The sequence below is a fragment of the Weissella viridescens genome (assembly GCF_003862435.1).
GTDB classification, from domain to species: domain Bacteria; phylum Bacillota; class Bacilli; order Lactobacillales; family Lactobacillaceae; genus Weissella; species Weissella viridescens_A.
This window is the reverse complement of sequence record NZ_RHGY01000003.1, coordinates 45,980-62,772: the sequence shown is the minus strand read 5'-3', so window position 1 is coordinate 62,772 and position 16,793 is coordinate 45,980. Positions and strand designations below refer to the sequence as shown.

The window sequence follows — 16,793 nt, the reverse complement described above, 5'->3', positions numbered from 1 at the left end:
CTCCTCAAAATGTTATAATGAACTCATCTATCAGAAAGAAGATCTGGAATTGAGGAGTGCATATGCCAATTAAACAAACAGAATATATTCTGGCATTAGACCAAGGAACCACTGGAACACGCGCGGTTATTTTTAACCACAATACCCGGCGTGTGATTACAGCTGCAACTGCTTTAGCGCCATTAATCCCCCAGCCCGGTTGGCAAGAACAACGTCCCACTGATATCTGGGAAAGTGTCCAATCTGTGATTGGTGATGCCTTAATCAACGCCGGTATTAACGCCAGTGATATTAAAGCTATTGGTATTGCTAGCCAACGTGAAACCACCATTGTTTGGAATCGCGAGACTGGCCAGCCCATCTACAACGCCATTTCATGGGCCTCACTTCAATCAGCTGATATTGCCGAACAACTGGTCGCTGATGGTTATGCCCAAACGATTCATGAAAAAACAGGACTGCCCATCAACCCCTACTTTTCCGCAACAAAGATTCGTTGGATTTTGGACCATGTTGATGGGGCGCAAGCACTTGCTGACGCTGGTAAACTGGCCTTCGGAACTGTCGATAGTTGGTTAGTTTGGCAATTGACTGATGGCCAAGCACATATGACCGATGCTTCTAATGCGGCTCGAACGATGCTATACAACATCCATACCCAAAGTTGGGACCAAGAACTATTAGATATTTTCAATATTCCAGCATCAATGTTGCCAGAAGTTCATGCAAGTAGTGAGGTCATCACAAAAACAAGTCCCCTCCATTTCTTTGGAAATGCCGTTCCAATTGCCTGCCTAATTGGTGATCAGAATGCCGCCTTAATTGGACAACTTGGTATTCATTCAGGTGATATCAAAGCCACCTATGGTGCCGGTGCCTTCCTATTACTAAATACGGGCGATCAACCCATTTCCACTGAAAATCTGACGACCACGATTGCCTATCAAATTGGTGATCAAACGACCTATGCGTTAGATGGTGCCGTCTTCAATGCTGGATCAGCTTTGCAATGGCTCCACACCAATCTTGATTTAATCGAAAATCAAGTTGATAGTTGGCATGCTGCTGATGCTTCAACCAATCACAATGAGATTTATATGGTTCCCGCCTTTAATGGGTTGGGTGCGCCATACTGGAATCCCCAAGCCCGTGGTTCCGTTCTCGGTTTGACACGCAGCACAACTAAAAACGACTTCATTAAAGCAACGTTACAGTCAATTGCCTATCAAACCGCTGACATTATGCACCTCATGAACCAGGCCGCCATTGTTAAGCCAACCGAACTCCGCGCTGATGGCTCTGTTTCACGTAATCCATACTTGATGCAGTTCCAAGCTAACATTGCTAACATTCCAGTACAACGTGCCATGGATGAAGACACAACAGCGATGGGCGCAGCCTTTCTGGCTGGTATTGCCACTGGTTATTGGCACAATTTAGCCGACTTAGAGGAACACGTTCTTCAAGGCCGTCGTTTTGAACCAGCCATTGATGACCAGACCCGTGATCGTCTCATAGATGGTTGGCATGCCGCGGTTAAGACAACTGAAATCTTTGCCGAAGATTAATTTGTGGTCTTTTTCACAATTACACCTGAATTTGTCACTTTTTTTCACAATTTATAGATAATTTGTGAAAAAAAGTTTATAATAAGGGGGTCGAATAGTTCTGTTTACTCAGAATTTATTTAGTTACAAAATCTAGTTATAGCTATTTAAAAAAGGAGTATAGTCGTGCCAGAAGAAATTACTACATTGTTAACATTTTTTGGTGGAACCGGTGATCTTGCTAAGCGTAAGCTTTACCCTTCTACTTACAACCTTTTCAAAAAGGGATTTTTACAAGAGCATTTTGCAATTGTCGGGGCCTCTCGTCAAGAAATGTCAAACGACGAATTCCGTCAAATGGTCTTAGCCTCACTTGATGGGTTCATCGATGACCAAGCCAATGCTGAGGAATTTATTTCGCACTTCTATTACATCAAGCAAGACATCACTGATAAGGCTAGCTACGCCGAGATGTTGGACCTTGATAACAAGCTTGATGCCAAGTATGGATTAAAGGGAAACCGTATTTTCTATATGTCAGTGGCACCTCGCTTCTTTGGAACAATTGCTAAGTATTTGAAGTCAGAAGGTTTGATTACTGAAAACGGCGAATTCAATCGTTTGATGATTGAAAAGCCATTCGGTTCTTCATACAAGACAGCCGAAGAGCTTCAAAAAGAATTGACTGAAGCCTTTGATGATGATCAAATTTACCGAATTGATCACTATCTTGGTAAGGAAATGGTCCAGAACATTGCCCCACTTCGTTTCGGAAACCCATTGATTGATGCAGCTTGGAATAAAGACTACATCGAAAACGTTCAAGTAACGTTGTCAGAAGTCCTTGGTGTTGAAGAACGTGCTGGTTACTATGATACTGCTGGTGCTTTGCGTGATATGATTCAAAACCACACCATGCAAATCATTGGTTGGTTAGCCATGGAAAAGCCAACAGACTTCAGCGATAAGGCCGTTCGTGCCGCTAAGAACACAGCCTTCAACGCTTTGAAGATCTATTCAAACGAAGAAGTTGCTGAAAACTTCGTCCGTGGACAATACGGTGAATCAGCTGATGGTTCACAACGTAAGTACTTGGATGAACCTGATGTTCCAGCTGGTTCACAAAACAACACGTTCGTTGCTGGTAAGTTGCAATTCGATACACCACGTTGGGAAGGTGTTCCTTTCTACATCCGTTCAGGAAAGCGTTTAGCTGCCAAGGCTACTCGTGTGGATATCGTCTTCAAGAAGTCAGCTAACATCTTTGGTCAAGGTGGCGAAAAGTTGGTTAACCCTGTCCTTTCAATTTTGATTGACCCAGTTGGTCGTATCGAATGGACTGTTAACGCCAAGAACGTGACTGATACTTTCCAAACACGTCCAATCGAATTGGATTGGCAAGTTTCTGAAGCCGACAAGGCCGTTACGCCAGAACCATACGAACGTATGATTCACGATTGCATGGATGGTAATGGATCTAACTTTGCTGACTGGAACGGCGTTGCCGTTGCTTGGAAGTTCGTTGATGCCATTCAAGACGCCTGGGATAAGACGCCTGCTACATTCCCTAACTACGTTTCTGGTTCAATGGGACCTAAGGAATCTGATGAGTTGCTTGCTAAAGATGGTAACGAATGGGTTTTCAAGGGATAATTTAAAGCTAAATCAAAAACAATCCAACACGTTGGGTTGTTTTTTTCTTACCCGCCTTACAAGGAGGTCGTTAACATGACAGATCGCACCACACCAACCGAATTAACCAATATGATTTTGATTGAAGATCCTGACACGCATCAAATTTTAGTTGAAAACCGACACAATCTGAATTGGCCTGGGGTCACCTTTCCCGGTGGCCATATTGATGCTGGTGAAACGGTTACTGCTTCAGTCATTCGTGAAGCCTATGAAGAAACTGGTCTTCATATTAGTCAACCGGAGTTGGTCGGAATTAAAGAGTGGCCATTAAGCAACGATGCTCGTTATATCGTTTTCTTATACAAAACAACGCACTTTACCGGTGACTTAAAGGCAAGCCGTGAAGGTGAGATATTTTGGACAACACGAGAGCAGCTACTCAACGGCACTTATCAACTCCCCCATACATTTGCAGAAATGCTACCCGTTTTCGACAATCCAGCTATTAATGAGTTAGCCTTAATAAAACCTACAGATCCGGATTCTGGTTGGGAAATTGAGTGGCAATAGGTCGCTTGCGCCGATATCATTGTTTTCTCACGAATTTGACTGTTTTAACTCGCTGCAAAAACGGTTATAATAGTTTTTGCTGAATAAACAACAAACAAAACTGCTCGGAGGAATTTTTGGATAATGGTCAATAAAAAGAAAGAAACTGCTGCAATTGCCGCACTTGATTTCATTGAAGACAATATGATTGTTGGATTGGGTAGCGGAAGCACAGCTAGCCTTTTCATTGAAAAATTAGCCGAATATGCAAAGCAAGCGCAACTAAGTCTAACCTGTGTTGCGACTTCTGAAAAATCCGCAGCATTGGCAACCAGCCTAGGGCTACATGTGGTCGATTTAGACGACATTGATCAAATCGACGTCACCATCGACGGTGCCGACGAAGTTGATGCCCACTTAAATGGCATTAAAGGTGGTGGTGCCGCCTTACTTTACGAAAAGATTGTGGCCCAAAGTTCAACCCGTAATGTTTGGTTGGTCGATACGACCAAAGTTCGTGACCACCTTGGACAAACAATGCTACCCATTGAAGTGATTCCTTTTGGTAGTACACACATCTTCAATTATTTAAAAGCAAACGGCCTTAACCCAGTTTTCCGTCGTAACGTGAATAAGACATTATTGGAAACTGACTCTGTTAATTACATCATTGATATTGATATTTCAAAAATCAAAGACTTACATCAATTCGGTAGTGATTTAGAAGATTTCGCTGGCGTTGTGGAACATGGTTTGTTCCTTGATGTCTGTGATGATTTGATTATCGGAGATGATGATTCCGTTGAAATCGTCCAAAAATAAAACGCCAATTGGCGTTTTTTTGTACAAAAAAATCGTTTGCTAGCGTCCTTATTGCTAACAAACGATTCAATGATTATTTTAAGAAGGCGGTAACGGCCGCTGCCAATACAATGAGCACCAATCCGATCATGGTTGCCAACCATTCCTTACGCGTCTTATGCACATGCATCACCACAATTCCCGAGACTGTTGCCCCAACAATTGAAACTTGTGACAAAACGAAACTTGTTGCCAATCCCAACATAGCTGGTTGGGCTGAAACAAGATATCCGAGTGCCCCCATGGCAAAGAAAAAACCTGAAATGAGTTGACGATAAGTGACAACCTTATTGAAAATATTATGTTTGTTCTTCAATAAGTCATACACACCCAACCCTGTTCCAAACGCTGCCATTCCCAATGCTTGTGGGAAAAACATATCCATGCCGCTGATGTTATGCGTATATTGTGGCAAAATACCGTAGAGTGAATAACCAATTTGGGCAATCAATAGCACGCCCATGGCTTTAATCAACAACTTCGTATTGCCCGCTGTCTTTTTTTCTTGGTAAGTCGTTAAGTAAGCTCCCACCATAATCGCGACAACGGCAAAAGTTCCGACAATTTTGGCTTCAAAGCTCGCCCAATTACCAAGCATGATGACACCCCAAAGCACGTTGGCAATGATTTGAAAGGCAGTTGAAATTGGCATCACCTTGGCGGAACCCAAAACATGACCCTGATCATCTTTTAATCCAAACGCTGAAATGGTCACCACATTCCCAAAAGCCCAAGCAGCCCCTGAAATAACGGATAGCCAAAAGTTTACGCCTGTTGGAATTGGATAATGACCAATTAACACAACAGCACTCGCAACAATCAAAGTCCCCCAAGTTGCACCAAAAATCGCCTGAATTGGATTTCCACCAATCTTTGACACTAATGTGGGATAGGCACTCCATCCAATAATCGCGAGTGAAACGAAAAACAATCCTAAAATATTCATCACATGTCCTTAATTTCTTCAATTTATTTATTTGTAATACACTATATATTACAGTGTAAACGAATCATTCAGGTCTTGGCAAGAGCTTTATATCAATTGGTAAAACGTTTTTCTAATTTCTTAATTTTAGCCAAAATAAAAAAGCCGACCGCAGTCAGCTTTTAATTGATAAACACTTTTTATAGTGAACGGAAATCAAAGACCATACGACCAGTGATTTGGTTGTTCTTCATTGATTCGATAACATCATTCAAATCACGAACATCGGCACGTTGAACGATAGGCTTAACCTTACCTTCTGCTCCAAATTGGAAGGCTTCAGCCAAGTCAGTACGACCACCAACAAGTGATCCCTTAACTTCGATACCATCCAAAACCGTCTTAACAACATTCAATTCCATATTACCTTGTGGCAACGCAACGGCAACCAGCTTACCCATTGGACGCAATGAGGCAATTGATTGGTCAAAGGCTTGTGTGTTAACCGCAGTAACTTGCGCGTTATGAACACCACCAACCTTTTCTTGAATAATTGCTGGAACATCTTCAGTCTTACGGTTAATCAATAATTCAGCACCTGAATCCTTGGCAGCTTGTAGCTTGTCAGGGTTACCATCAACGGCAACAACGTGAGCACCAAAGACGTTGTGGGCGTATTGAACAGCCAAGTTTCCAAGACCACCGGCACCAACAACTGAAACCCATTGTCCAGGCTTTGTTTCCCCAACCTTCAATGACTTGTACATCGTTACACCGGCACAAGTGATTGATGAAGCTTCCATTGGATCAAGTTCAGCTGGTACCTTAACGGCGTACTTCGCATTAACAACAACTTGTTGAGCCATCGCACCGTCAACACTGAATCCAGCGTTACGAACCTTACGACAGAATGTTTCGTTACCAGTGTTACAGTACTCACAGTTTCCACAAGCATCGTAGAACCATGCGATAGAAACACGATCTCCAACCTTCAAGTAGTCTGAAGCACCTTCACCAAGCTTTGACACGATACCAACACCTTCGTGTCCGATAACACGACGGAAGCCGGGGCGTGGGTTAATTTCATCAGGATTACCAAAGTCACCATTTGCAACGTGCAAATCCGTGTGACAAAGTCCACAATATTCAACATCAACTAAAGCTTCACCGAAACCAACTTCACGTGGTTCCCAATCATCTACTAAATCAACGAATCCATCTGGGTTTTGACGTACAACAGCAGCCTTCATAATCTTAAATCCTCCACAAATTTTGTTTTATTGTTATCTTTTTCACAAGTTAATTGTATGTGATATCTAAAAAATTTGCAAGCGTTTTCTGGCTTCCTTTTACAATTTTTCCACGACCTTTTATACTTGATAAATAATACTAAAAACGATTGGAGTATGATGTCCGATGAAGATTATTTCAAAAATACTGCTTGGTGGTATAGCTGTTGCAGGGATTGGCGCTGGTGTTGCTTACACGACTCAACCAGACCTCAAGAGCCAAGTCAACACGCTCGCCCCTGGGACGCATAAAGCTGGTAAAACAACAGTTGACGATACGAAGACAAACGAAGAGCTTGCCACAACCGTTGTTGGCCTTTATGGTGCCGCTCATCTTGAGAACAATGCACATTGGAAACAAGTTCCCGATGCATTCAAGAATAAGACAACGCTGGTTAAAGAACCCCGTTCAAATACCCTCACGGTGTATCGCATCTTAGTACCAAACACGACTCAATCCAACGCCCCTTACTATGAGCTTTCAGGTCCTAACCACAATACCGTCATTTTTTACGATGGTACCGCAACTACACCACTGGCCAAAGCGGATTTAGCGACGATTGTTAAATACGTCAATGAACACTACTCTGATCAGCAACAACAAGACTGTGCTACACGTATTAAAATCCAATATAGTTAAAGTCTGACACCTGATTAATAAGCCACTGTGATATGTTTAATCGTTTAATATTGCATTTGTATGACAAAACCGTGTTATACTATTCAATAACCAATCCCAATAGGAGGACATATCATGAACAAAAACATTAAGTTATATTCAATTACCCTCGCTGCGCTTTTAGGCGTTAGCGTTACCACAGTTGCCCATGCCGATGAAGCACAACAAACCAATCCACAACCACAAACCGAACAGGTGACCAAGGCCCCGGTAACGACTGATGTGAGTGACCTCACAGGAACAGCTGTTGTCGCGTCAGCGCCAACTAACCAACCTGCGACCACCACACCAACACCAAGTGCTGATGCACAAACTGATGTCGCAAAAACAGTCGCACCAACGGCTGATACGACAGCAACTAGCACAACAACAGATACAAAGACAACGCCTTCAGTCCAAACGCAAACGCCTACCACTAAACCAGCGCCAGCTACTAATACCCCAGCTGAACCAGAAGCAACATCAAAAGTTGGACGTAGTAACACTGACGGACAATGGCATGGTAAAACTATTAAGATGCTTAACGGCACAACTTGGTACTTCTCTAACGGACGAGTTTTAGATGACGACGGCAATGTTGTCGCTTACGTCGGTAATGACGGTACCTTAATCACGGATTCCGGTGAAAAGTTTGCTGAACTACAAGGTCAATATATAATTGACGGATCAGGTGCCAAGATTGGTGAATTGTTCACCAGCACGGTTGCCCCACGCTTTGTCGAAAAAGAAAACCATCCATCTACGAACACAACAAACCGTAGCGATGTGACAACAACGACGCCAGCTACTCCATCAGCTACTCCATCAGCTAAAGTAGTTACGCAACACAGTGCAACTTTGCCTGATACTGGTTATGAAAAAAATCAATCAATCATCACAGTAGCCGCAATTGCCTTAGTTGCACTTATTGCTGGCTTAGCAAACCATCTCGTTAAATATCGTCACTAAAAAAAAAGACCCACAATTGTGGGTCTTTTTTTATTTTACACCATTAACAACATTGGTTGGCTTGTCCGCTAAAGCAGCTCGGACATTGCCGACTGCTTCTTCAAAAATAGCAGTTTGCGCTTCAACGGTACCGGTTCCTGCGTGCGGGGTCATGACAACATTGTCAAAACCAGTCAAAGCAGCAGGCACTTCAGGTTCATTTTCAAAGACATCCAATCCAGCCCCCGCAATTTCGTGATTTTGCAGAGCATCGGCAAGGTCGCTTGTTTTAACTAAAGCACCACGGGCAACGTTAATCAAAAAGGCCGAATCCTTCATTTGCTTAAAGACATCAGCATTAATGATGTGAGTCGTTTCAGGTGTGGCTGGCGCATGCAATGAAAGCACATCAGCTTGTTGCACCAGTTCGTCAAAACTAACAAACTTCACATTTGCTGCAGCTTCGGCATCGGCAGGCAATTGGTGACGATTGTGGTAAATCACATGCATCCCCAACATTTGACCAAATTGCGCCATGGTCCTCCCGATGCGTCCCATACCAAAGATACCAAGCGTCTTACCTTGCACACTCGTCGCATGGTTGGCAGGATTCGTCATTGGCGTCCATTCTCCAGCATGCATTTTGTCATCAAGGGGTACGATATTACGCGTCACGTCTAACATCAACGCCAATCCCATCTCAGCCGTTGGCACACGAACACTTTCAGGTGTGTTCGCAACCACAATGCCCTTTTCACGGGTCGCGTTCAAGTCAATGTGGTCAAAACCGACACTGCAAGTCGCGATAACTTTCAAATCTTTTCCAGCGTCTACTAGCTCCTGGTCAACTTGGTAACCAAAGAAGACGAGCGCTTCTTGTCCAGGTAACGCCGCCAATAATTCGGCACGCGTGTACGGACGATCCTTAGGATACGTCACATCAAATTCTTGTGATAACGTTTCAACAACTGCTGGGGTAAGTTCTCCAGTGAATAATACTTTTGGTTTTGCCATGTTTCTACGACCTCCCAGTCTTACTTCAGTTCTATGGTTTCTTGAGCATCAAATGAATACAAATAGCGCTTAGGGTAAGGTAAGCCTTGCGCCACCAACGCTTGCGCATAGACATTAATTTGGCCACTATAGCGCTCCGTTAATACCTGCGCCGCTGATTCGTTACGTTTGATATGGTCAGTTTTGTAGTCGAAGAGCCAGACGTCATCGTCAACCTTGAAGTACCCATCAATAATTCCGTGAACCAAGACTTTTTCATCACCCTGGTAGTCTCGGTACAAATTGCTAGCATTCAACAACAATGAGAATGGTACTTCTCGTTCCAAACTATCAGCATGTGCTACCATCGTTTGCCCCAAGGTGTTTTCAGTAAAGAAGGTTTCAATTTTTTGTAAATCAACCCGCTTGGCGACATCAGCTTCAATTGATTCATTCGCCACCAGTTGATCTAGGAGCGTTTGCAAATCTGCCAAAGTTGGTTCACCATGCGTCAAATCAACCCGTTGCATGACCATGTGCGTCGCCGTTCCAATTGCCGCTGGGGCAACTTGATGCGTTTGTTGTTGCATAAATTCTGGTTCAGCGAGTGACTCATTCACAAACCGAAGCCCGACTTCATTTTGCGCTGAAAGTCGCTCATCTTCAAGTACCCGACCCGCACTTAGGTCTGGATCTTCAAACAAACGCTTCAATTCTGAAACAGACTGATAGGCCGTTGCCCGCGTTGCTGCTGCATATGGGTAGGTGAAATTGAGGACTTGATGCCAGTCAGTGACCGGATCCGCACTACTATCACGATCGGTCGCTTGTTCATTTTGTGCGACAACTTGTTTTGGCATGGCTACTTCTGCCGCCTTCAATGTCGTTTGATTCATCAATTCAACATCGAAACCAAAATCATTTTTAGCAGGCAACGGACTCGTCTCAGGCATATCAAACTCTGCGCCAACTGTCGCATAGGCTTTTTGTAACTTCTGGTTCGCTTCAGGATGACGTAACAAGGCCATTCCAGCTAAGTCCATGTAAGAGCTAGCGCGTTCACGAATCCAAGTTGGCAACATCCAGTTTGTTCCCAGCGCACTCAATTGCCAAGTTTTATCCATGGCATCTAATGTGCGATACGTTCCAACTAAGTATAAGTTTTGTTCAGCACGAGTCAGTGCCACATACAACACACGTAGCTGTTCCGCAAAGGCACCCGCTTTACGCGTCTCCTTCACAAATTCGCGTTGGGGCGTAGGTAGCACCAAATTGTGGTCAGCGTCGACATAATTGACCCCAACTCCGGCTTTGGCATCCGCCAAAATGGGTCCCTTAGATTCATTAATCGAAACCATTTGGTGGGTACTGTTTAACACGAAGACAATTGGGAACTCAAGTCCCTTGGAATGGTGAATCGTCATCAAGCGAATCGTATCATCACTGACGTTTGCATCCGCTGAACTCAAATCACGGTCTTGCGATTGTAGCTCCAAGACATACTGAATGAATTGATACAAACCAACGAATGATGAGCGTTGATAACTTGCCGCACGCTCATAAAGGGCATGCAGATTAGCTTGACGTTGCGCACCGGAAGGCAATCCACCAACATAGTCTAACCAACCCGTTCGGTTATAAATCTGCCAGATTAGGTCAACGATTTGATTTTGGGTGGCTAAGCGTTTGAAGTCTGCCAAATCATCGGCAAAACGTTGCAACACACGTTGAACCTTTGCGCGTTGTTCAGTATCGTTTCCGGGGTATGGGAGTTCCTCACCCGCATGCAACCACGTCGTCACGGCTTGATAGAAGTCATCTTGTTGATCTTGCAATCGAATCAAGGCCAGGTCATTATCGTTCAACCCATACAAAGGCGAACGGAGCACTGCTGCCAGCGGAATATCTTGGTGGGGGTTATCAATGACACGTAGCAAACTCAACATCACTGAAATTTCAGTCGTTTGGAAGAAGTTTTCGGTCCCTTCAATGGTAACCGGCAAATCCAAAGTACCAAAGACATCTAATACATCCAAATTTTGATTCTTAGTCGGTACCAAAATCGTCATATCAGAGTAAGTTGGCCGACGCGTCACACCAGCTTTACGGTCAAAAATAACATAATCGGGGTCTTGCATAATTTGACGAATTTTCAACGCCATCAAATGAATTTGCCCAGTCGCACCGTCGTAACTTTCGTCATTTTGCAAACTATCTGGAACTTCATCAGCCTCAGGAGCGGATTCATCATCTTGCAAGTACACGAGCAAGTTCGCTTGCTTGGCAATTGCTTCTGGATAATAGTCTGCTCCGGCGACCAATTCAGCCTCACCACTATAGTCAACATCCCCCAACTCTTGATCCATCACTTGCGCAAAGATGTAATTAATAAAGTTCGTCACGTTTGGCTGTGATCGGAAGTTTTCTTGGAGCGTAATCACTTCACTATCATCACGCGTTGGATATGCCGTCAATTTTGAACCAAACAAGGTTGGGTCGGCCTGACGGAATTTATAAATTGATTGCTTAATATCCCCAACTTGAAAGGTGTTTTCAGGACCTGCAATGCGACTCAAAATGGCTTCTTGCAGTTGGTTCGTATCTTGATATTCATCGACCATAACTTCATGGTAATGTTGCTGCAATTCGTGCGCTACCGCATCTTGTTGCACAATCTCTAACGCGAAGTGCTCCAAATCATTGAAATCGAGGACTTTGCGGCGAAGCTTTTCTTGTAAGAAGGCATCTTGGAATTTTTGCGTGAATTGCACTAACGTCGCTAAAGTTGCGCCGGCACCATCCATGGCGGTCTGAATTCCTTGTGAATCGAGCGTAAAGTAAGCGTGCTTCCAGGCATCAATCGCCTTTTGGCGGTCTTGGCGTTCCTTACTAATCGGCGCCCAGGCTTCTTTGACTTGTGAATCAGACTTAAAGCGCGGCGCCTTCCCCTTTTCATTCTTACCAAACGTTTCAAATTGCAGTTGCAACACAAGTTGGCGAATTTGATCAAATGTGGCGTCCGGATTTTGCAGCATTGCTTGCACATCTTCTAATTTCGCTGCATCATTCATCAAGTTGTGCAAACGGTTTTCGGCCGCTTCTTCGTCGTTGGTATCCGGGGCTTGGTTCACCGCATCTTGAGCCAATGTCACTAAGCCGTCCAAGGTCTGCACCATCCGGGGTTGCACCATTTGTTGATAAAACGGTGTTTGCGCATAGTCTGGATTTGAGACATACGCATCGGTTAGGCTTTCAAGCCATTCCGTTGTATCGGGACGGGCCATAGCAAAATTAAAGAGCGTGAAGACGGCTTGTTGTAGGTCCCCATCATCTTGCGCGTTCGTCTTAAATTGTTGGACGAAATGCGCAAATGGTTGCCCGTCCGTGGTTTCATCGGCTTCATACGCTGCATCCAATAGTGACTGGTACACTTCTTGCTTGATTAACGTATTTTCTGCATCATCGACCAGTCTAAATTGCGGATCTAAATCGATTGTGTAGTGGTACTGCTCAATCAAGCGCATCGCAAAGGCGTGAAGTGTTGAAATGTCGGCGACATTAATTAAACGCAGTTGCTTTAGCAGATGTTGCTTATCGTCAGCTTCTGGAATTGCTTGGCGAATGGCCGCTTCGAGTCGTTCTTTCATTTCTGCCGCAGCAGCATTAGTAAAGGTTACGATTAAGAATTCGTCGATATTTTCGCCAGCCAGCAAACGTTGTAAAACGCGTTCCACTAAGACACGGGTTTTCCCAGAACCCGCTGATGCAGAAACTAGGATATTTTTATCTTTATGGGTAATGGCTGCTTCTTGCGATTCTGTAAACTGCATTACTGGTTATCCTCCTCTGTCTGATCGGGTTCCGTTAATTCACGGTGCATGGCCTCAAGCGCATCATCCCGCTTACTTGGTAGTTGTGAAATATCGTGATATTTATTGCCAAGCATGGCATCAAAGAACATCACAGGCTGGTAATCACTATGTTGCAATCCTGTCACTTGACCATCACGGAATGGGCGTAGCGGGAATGAGCCTTGTAAGATACGTTCCGCAATACGTTGAATCATGTGCCGGTTGTAGTCAATCAACGTGGTTAGGTCATCATCAGAATAGGTTTCATGACCACTCTTCAAGGCATCCCCTGACTTCTTATATTCAAAGCCATACAATTTTGGATCACCTTCTGGCGTATCCAAGGCTGACAATAATGCATCATCTTGACGTAGCACACCGGTATATTGTCCACCTTGCTCCACTTTTTTATCTGCATAAGCCAAAATGGCTGGATAATCTGGTAAGAGTGGTTCTTTATCTAACTTCAGTAGTGGCGTCTGTGCATTGAAATACGTCGCACCGCCAACTTCAGTGGTTTCAGCATCTGACAAAGCTTCCCAATACGTCATGAGTTGCAGTTCTAATCCTGATAACGCCTTGGTAAAGTTGAAATCACGCTTACTTGACTTGTAATCAACAATCATCAAATAGTCTTTATCGCCAGTCCGGACCTGATCAAAACGATCAATCTTTCCTCGGACGGTGACCGAACCACCAGCAACGTCATACTTAACCGGCTTAAGTCCTTGTTTACCAAGACCAAAGCCAACCTCAGTGCGTTGCGTTTGAATCTTTTGGTTATTAGGTTGCCCCCGCCGCATTTGTTCCAAGTCAGCAATCACTTGTTGCGTCAGTAACTGGGTTAAAAAACGCATCCGAGCTGAACTATTGAAAATGTCAAAGGTGATATCACCGGCACTTAATAATTCGCTGGCAAAGTTTTGAACTTTTTGCTCAATTTCCGCATTGGTTAATTGTCCCAACACCTTATTTTCTTGGATTAAGCCATTAAAGACCCCCTCAAAGAGCGCGTGCATGTACGTTCCCTTTTCAGCGGGCGTCAAATCCATGACTTCACGGTCACGCAACCGCAATCCATATTGTAAGAAGAATTCATACGGATTACGCGCATAACTTTGAAGACGTGAGACAGATGCTTTCAAATCGGTACCGAACAAATCCGTTACGAGCGCTGGTTGAATCGGTTGTGGTTCATTCACATACTTCAAACTTGTCATCAAACGCTGCGTTGGTTCTGGCAATAACTGTGAAACTTGGTTTTGCAAAGCTTGCCAATTCAAGGTTAGCCCCACTTTTTCATTCAATGCGAAGCGATTAACCATGACCAAGTGCGCCAACGTGCTAGCCGGTGAACCCACGAATTGTTCCAATTGAGTTAATTCGGGAGTTGGTAACGCCAAGAACTGGTGCGCCTTCAAATCGAATTGTTGTGTCAGACGGTTAATGTAGGTTGAGGCTTCTTGTTCCTTATCCCCATCACTCGTCGCATACAACCAAACTAAGCGACGTTGCGCACTCATCATGGCACTGTACATCAAGAATGGCTCTTGTGCCATTTGTTGCTCAGCCGTTCCCTTCATTTGGACGCCTTCTGGAAGGTACCCCGCCAAAATATCACGATCTTGATCATTCAAAATCGCCTTAGTTTTAATCGTTCCGGGCAAATTCGTATTCGTGGCACCAAAGACAATCGTTGTATCGTAGTGCTCACCTTGCACGATTCCACTTTCCGAAACCCGCACTTGGTCCATCGTTGCTGGAATTCCAGAGTAATTCGCATTATCAAAGCCAGCTTGTAAGGCATCCTTTAGCTCAGCTAACGTCATGGTTTCAGTATCAAAAACTGTTACGAAGTCATCCAGAACCCCAATAAAGGTCCGCCAGACTTGTTCAGGTTGTTGCGCTAAGTTCAAGTCGCCTCGTTCAATCGCTTCATCACGCCATCCTAACAACTGTTGGTCAACGTGTTGATCAAGTAAGAATTGGTATAATGCCGTGGCTAAATCACGTGCATTTTCCACGTGCTCAATTTGCTGCAAAAACGGCACAACGGTTTGACTGATTTGTTGGTGAATCAATTCAATTTGCGCATCCTTGGCTTCCACACGTTCGCGGACCACATCATCGTCCATATCTAATGTTTGACGATCAAATTGCCATGGCGTTTGATCCTGCCAACGCCACCCAGCCATGTTTTTGGCTAACGCATAATTTTCAGTGAGCGCTAACGCTTCACGATATTCCGTCAAAGAGACGCCCTCAGGTCGGAGTAACTCCGTCTTGAGTAACGTCATAATCCGATTCAACGTGAATCCATTCGACAAGTCGAGTAATTGATCTAAAAACGCCACAAAGGGATGCTCCACCATTGATAGATCCGCATCCATAAAGAATGGAATGTCAAAACGGCTAAAGACCGCTGGAATAATATTTTGGTAAGATCCTAAATCACGCGCCAATAAAAGGTAATCGCGATAACGGTGTTCGCCACGCGCGACTTCTTGTCGAATCTGTCGCGCCATCTGTTCCACTTCTTGATATGGCGTATTTGCTTGCCAAACTTGTAATTCTTCTGGTTGAATGGCTGCCGCCCCATCATGCGTTTGCACACCTGTTCGTTCATAGCTTTGCCAAAAATCTTCCACGGCATGCATTGTTTGACTAATTGGGCGTTGTTTTTCAACGGATTTAACTTGCGTTGGCACCTGTTGCTGGTCAGCGTATGCTAATAGGTGCTGCCCTAAACTCTTGGCTGGTTGAAATAGGTCTGGTTGGCCAGCCGTCAATTTAAGATTATCAGCAGGCAAACCGAGCGTGACCTTTTCAGCATTTGCAATCAATGCCTCAACGACACCACGCTCCGCTTGCGTCATCTGTGCATAGCGATTAATAAAAAACTGATGATGGCTCAAGTCAGCTTTATCCGTATTCAAATAGACCTTCAACGCCAATAGTAAATCACTATTAAGATATTGACCGCGCTCGGCTAAAATCGCATCCAACTGGTCCCCAATCAGGGTCAAATCATGCAATTTATACACCAGGGTCTGGGCATTTTTTATATCACCTTGAATGGCTTCCAAATCATGTTGTTGCAAACCAGATTGTCGTAGCTCAAGCAATTGGTCCGTAAATTGGCTCACGAAACCAGGCTTGTTCAACATTGATTGGTAGAGTTGCAATTGGTCTTTATTTTGGCGCAACAAACGTTGGACCAACATAACCATGGCATCCTTTGAAACATTCGCTGCATGATAGAGTGGATCATCATTCATGTAATACCACGCCAAACGGCTCAAAGAAAATACTTGAACGCGCGGTACTGAAATTGCGTTCCCTTCGTGCCCCATTAACTTTGCCAAACGTTCTAGAACGTCAATTTCACTTTCAAATTTAATGTGATTCGGCACCACATAAAAAAGTTGGGCCTGCGGATCATTTTCAAGGGTCGTCTGCATCTGTTCGAGAAGTTCCAGTTCATGGTCTTTACTTGCCGGACCAACTAATATGTCTAATGTCATTCTTTTGCCTCAC

Annotated in this window: 11 protein-coding genes; 6 read left to right on the top strand and 5 right to left on the bottom strand. The window is 44.2% G+C overall.

The features are described from left to right. The first annotated feature begins 62 nt into the window (after positions 1-62). From glpK to rpiA, 4 genes are all read left to right on the top strand, one after another. The gene (gene glpK / locus D3P96_RS03975; protein WP_124943093.1) at positions 63-1,568 is read left to right on the top strand and encodes a glycerol kinase GlpK; all 1,506 of its coding nucleotides are present in this window, start codon (positions 63-65) and stop codon (positions 1,566-1,568) included. A 165-nt stretch (positions 1,569-1,733) separates the two neighbouring features. Further along, the gene (gene zwf / locus D3P96_RS03970) at positions 1,734-3,200 is read left to right on the top strand and encodes a glucose-6-phosphate dehydrogenase (protein WP_124943092.1); all 1,467 of its coding nucleotides are present in this window, start codon (positions 1,734-1,736) and stop codon (positions 3,198-3,200) included. Positions 3,201-3,275: 75 nt separating this feature from the next. Next, a complete protein-coding gene (locus tag D3P96_RS03965; protein WP_124943091.1) occupies positions 3,276-3,752 on the top strand; it encodes an 8-oxo-dGTP diphosphatase in 477 nt (158 codons plus the stop codon). A 123-nt stretch (positions 3,753-3,875) separates the two neighbouring features. Next, positions 3,876-4,553: a ribose-5-phosphate isomerase RpiA gene (rpiA, locus tag D3P96_RS03960; RefSeq protein WP_124943090.1), complete on the top strand. Its 678-nt coding sequence runs from the start codon at positions 3,876-3,878 to the stop codon at positions 4,551-4,553. A 73-nt stretch (positions 4,554-4,626) separates the two neighbouring features. Here rpiA and D3P96_RS03955 read toward each other — a convergent pair whose 3' ends face one another. Further along, positions 4,627-5,538, bottom strand: a complete 912-nt coding sequence (locus D3P96_RS03955; protein WP_124943089.1) for a GRP family sugar transporter — start codon at positions 5,536-5,538, stop codon at positions 4,627-4,629. Positions 5,539-5,717: 179 nt separating this feature from the next. Continuing rightward, entirely contained in the window at positions 5,718-6,767 is a 1,050-nt protein-coding gene (gene adhP / locus D3P96_RS03950; RefSeq protein ID WP_124943088.1) for an alcohol dehydrogenase AdhP, read from the bottom strand. Between the two features lie 166 nt (positions 6,768-6,933). Here adhP and D3P96_RS03945 point away from each other — a divergent pair, with 166 nt between their 5' ends. Further along, positions 6,934-7,446: a hypothetical protein gene (locus tag D3P96_RS03945; protein WP_124943087.1), complete on the top strand. Its 513-nt coding sequence runs from the start codon at positions 6,934-6,936 to the stop codon at positions 7,444-7,446. Positions 7,447-7,560: 114 nt separating this feature from the next. Beyond that, complete coding sequence (locus tag D3P96_RS03940) at positions 7,561-8,433, top strand: LPXTG cell wall anchor domain-containing protein (RefSeq protein WP_124943086.1); 873 nt, start codon at positions 7,561-7,563, stop codon at positions 8,431-8,433. A gap of 30 nt (positions 8,434-8,463) precedes the next feature. Here the strand turns inward: D3P96_RS03940 and D3P96_RS03935 are convergent, their stop codons facing one another. From D3P96_RS03935 to D3P96_RS03925, 3 genes are read right to left on the bottom strand one after another with little or no spacing between them, the layout of a single operon-like run. Next, a complete protein-coding gene (locus D3P96_RS03935) occupies positions 8,464-9,426 on the bottom strand; it encodes an NAD(P)-dependent oxidoreductase (protein WP_124943085.1) in 963 nt (320 codons plus the stop codon). Between the two features lie 20 nt (positions 9,427-9,446). Further along, positions 9,447-13,235, bottom strand: coding sequence for a helicase-exonuclease AddAB subunit AddA (gene addA / locus D3P96_RS03930; protein WP_124943084.1), 3,789 nt, complete (start codon positions 13,233-13,235; stop codon positions 9,447-9,449). Continuing rightward, positions 13,235-16,780 (bottom strand): PD-(D/E)XK nuclease family protein, encoded by a 3,546-nt coding sequence (locus tag D3P96_RS03925; RefSeq protein ID WP_124943083.1) that lies wholly within the window; start codon positions 16,778-16,780, stop codon positions 13,235-13,237. The genes addA and D3P96_RS03925 overlap by 1 nt, the downstream gene beginning before the upstream one ends. Positions 16,781-16,793 lie beyond the last annotated feature (13 nt).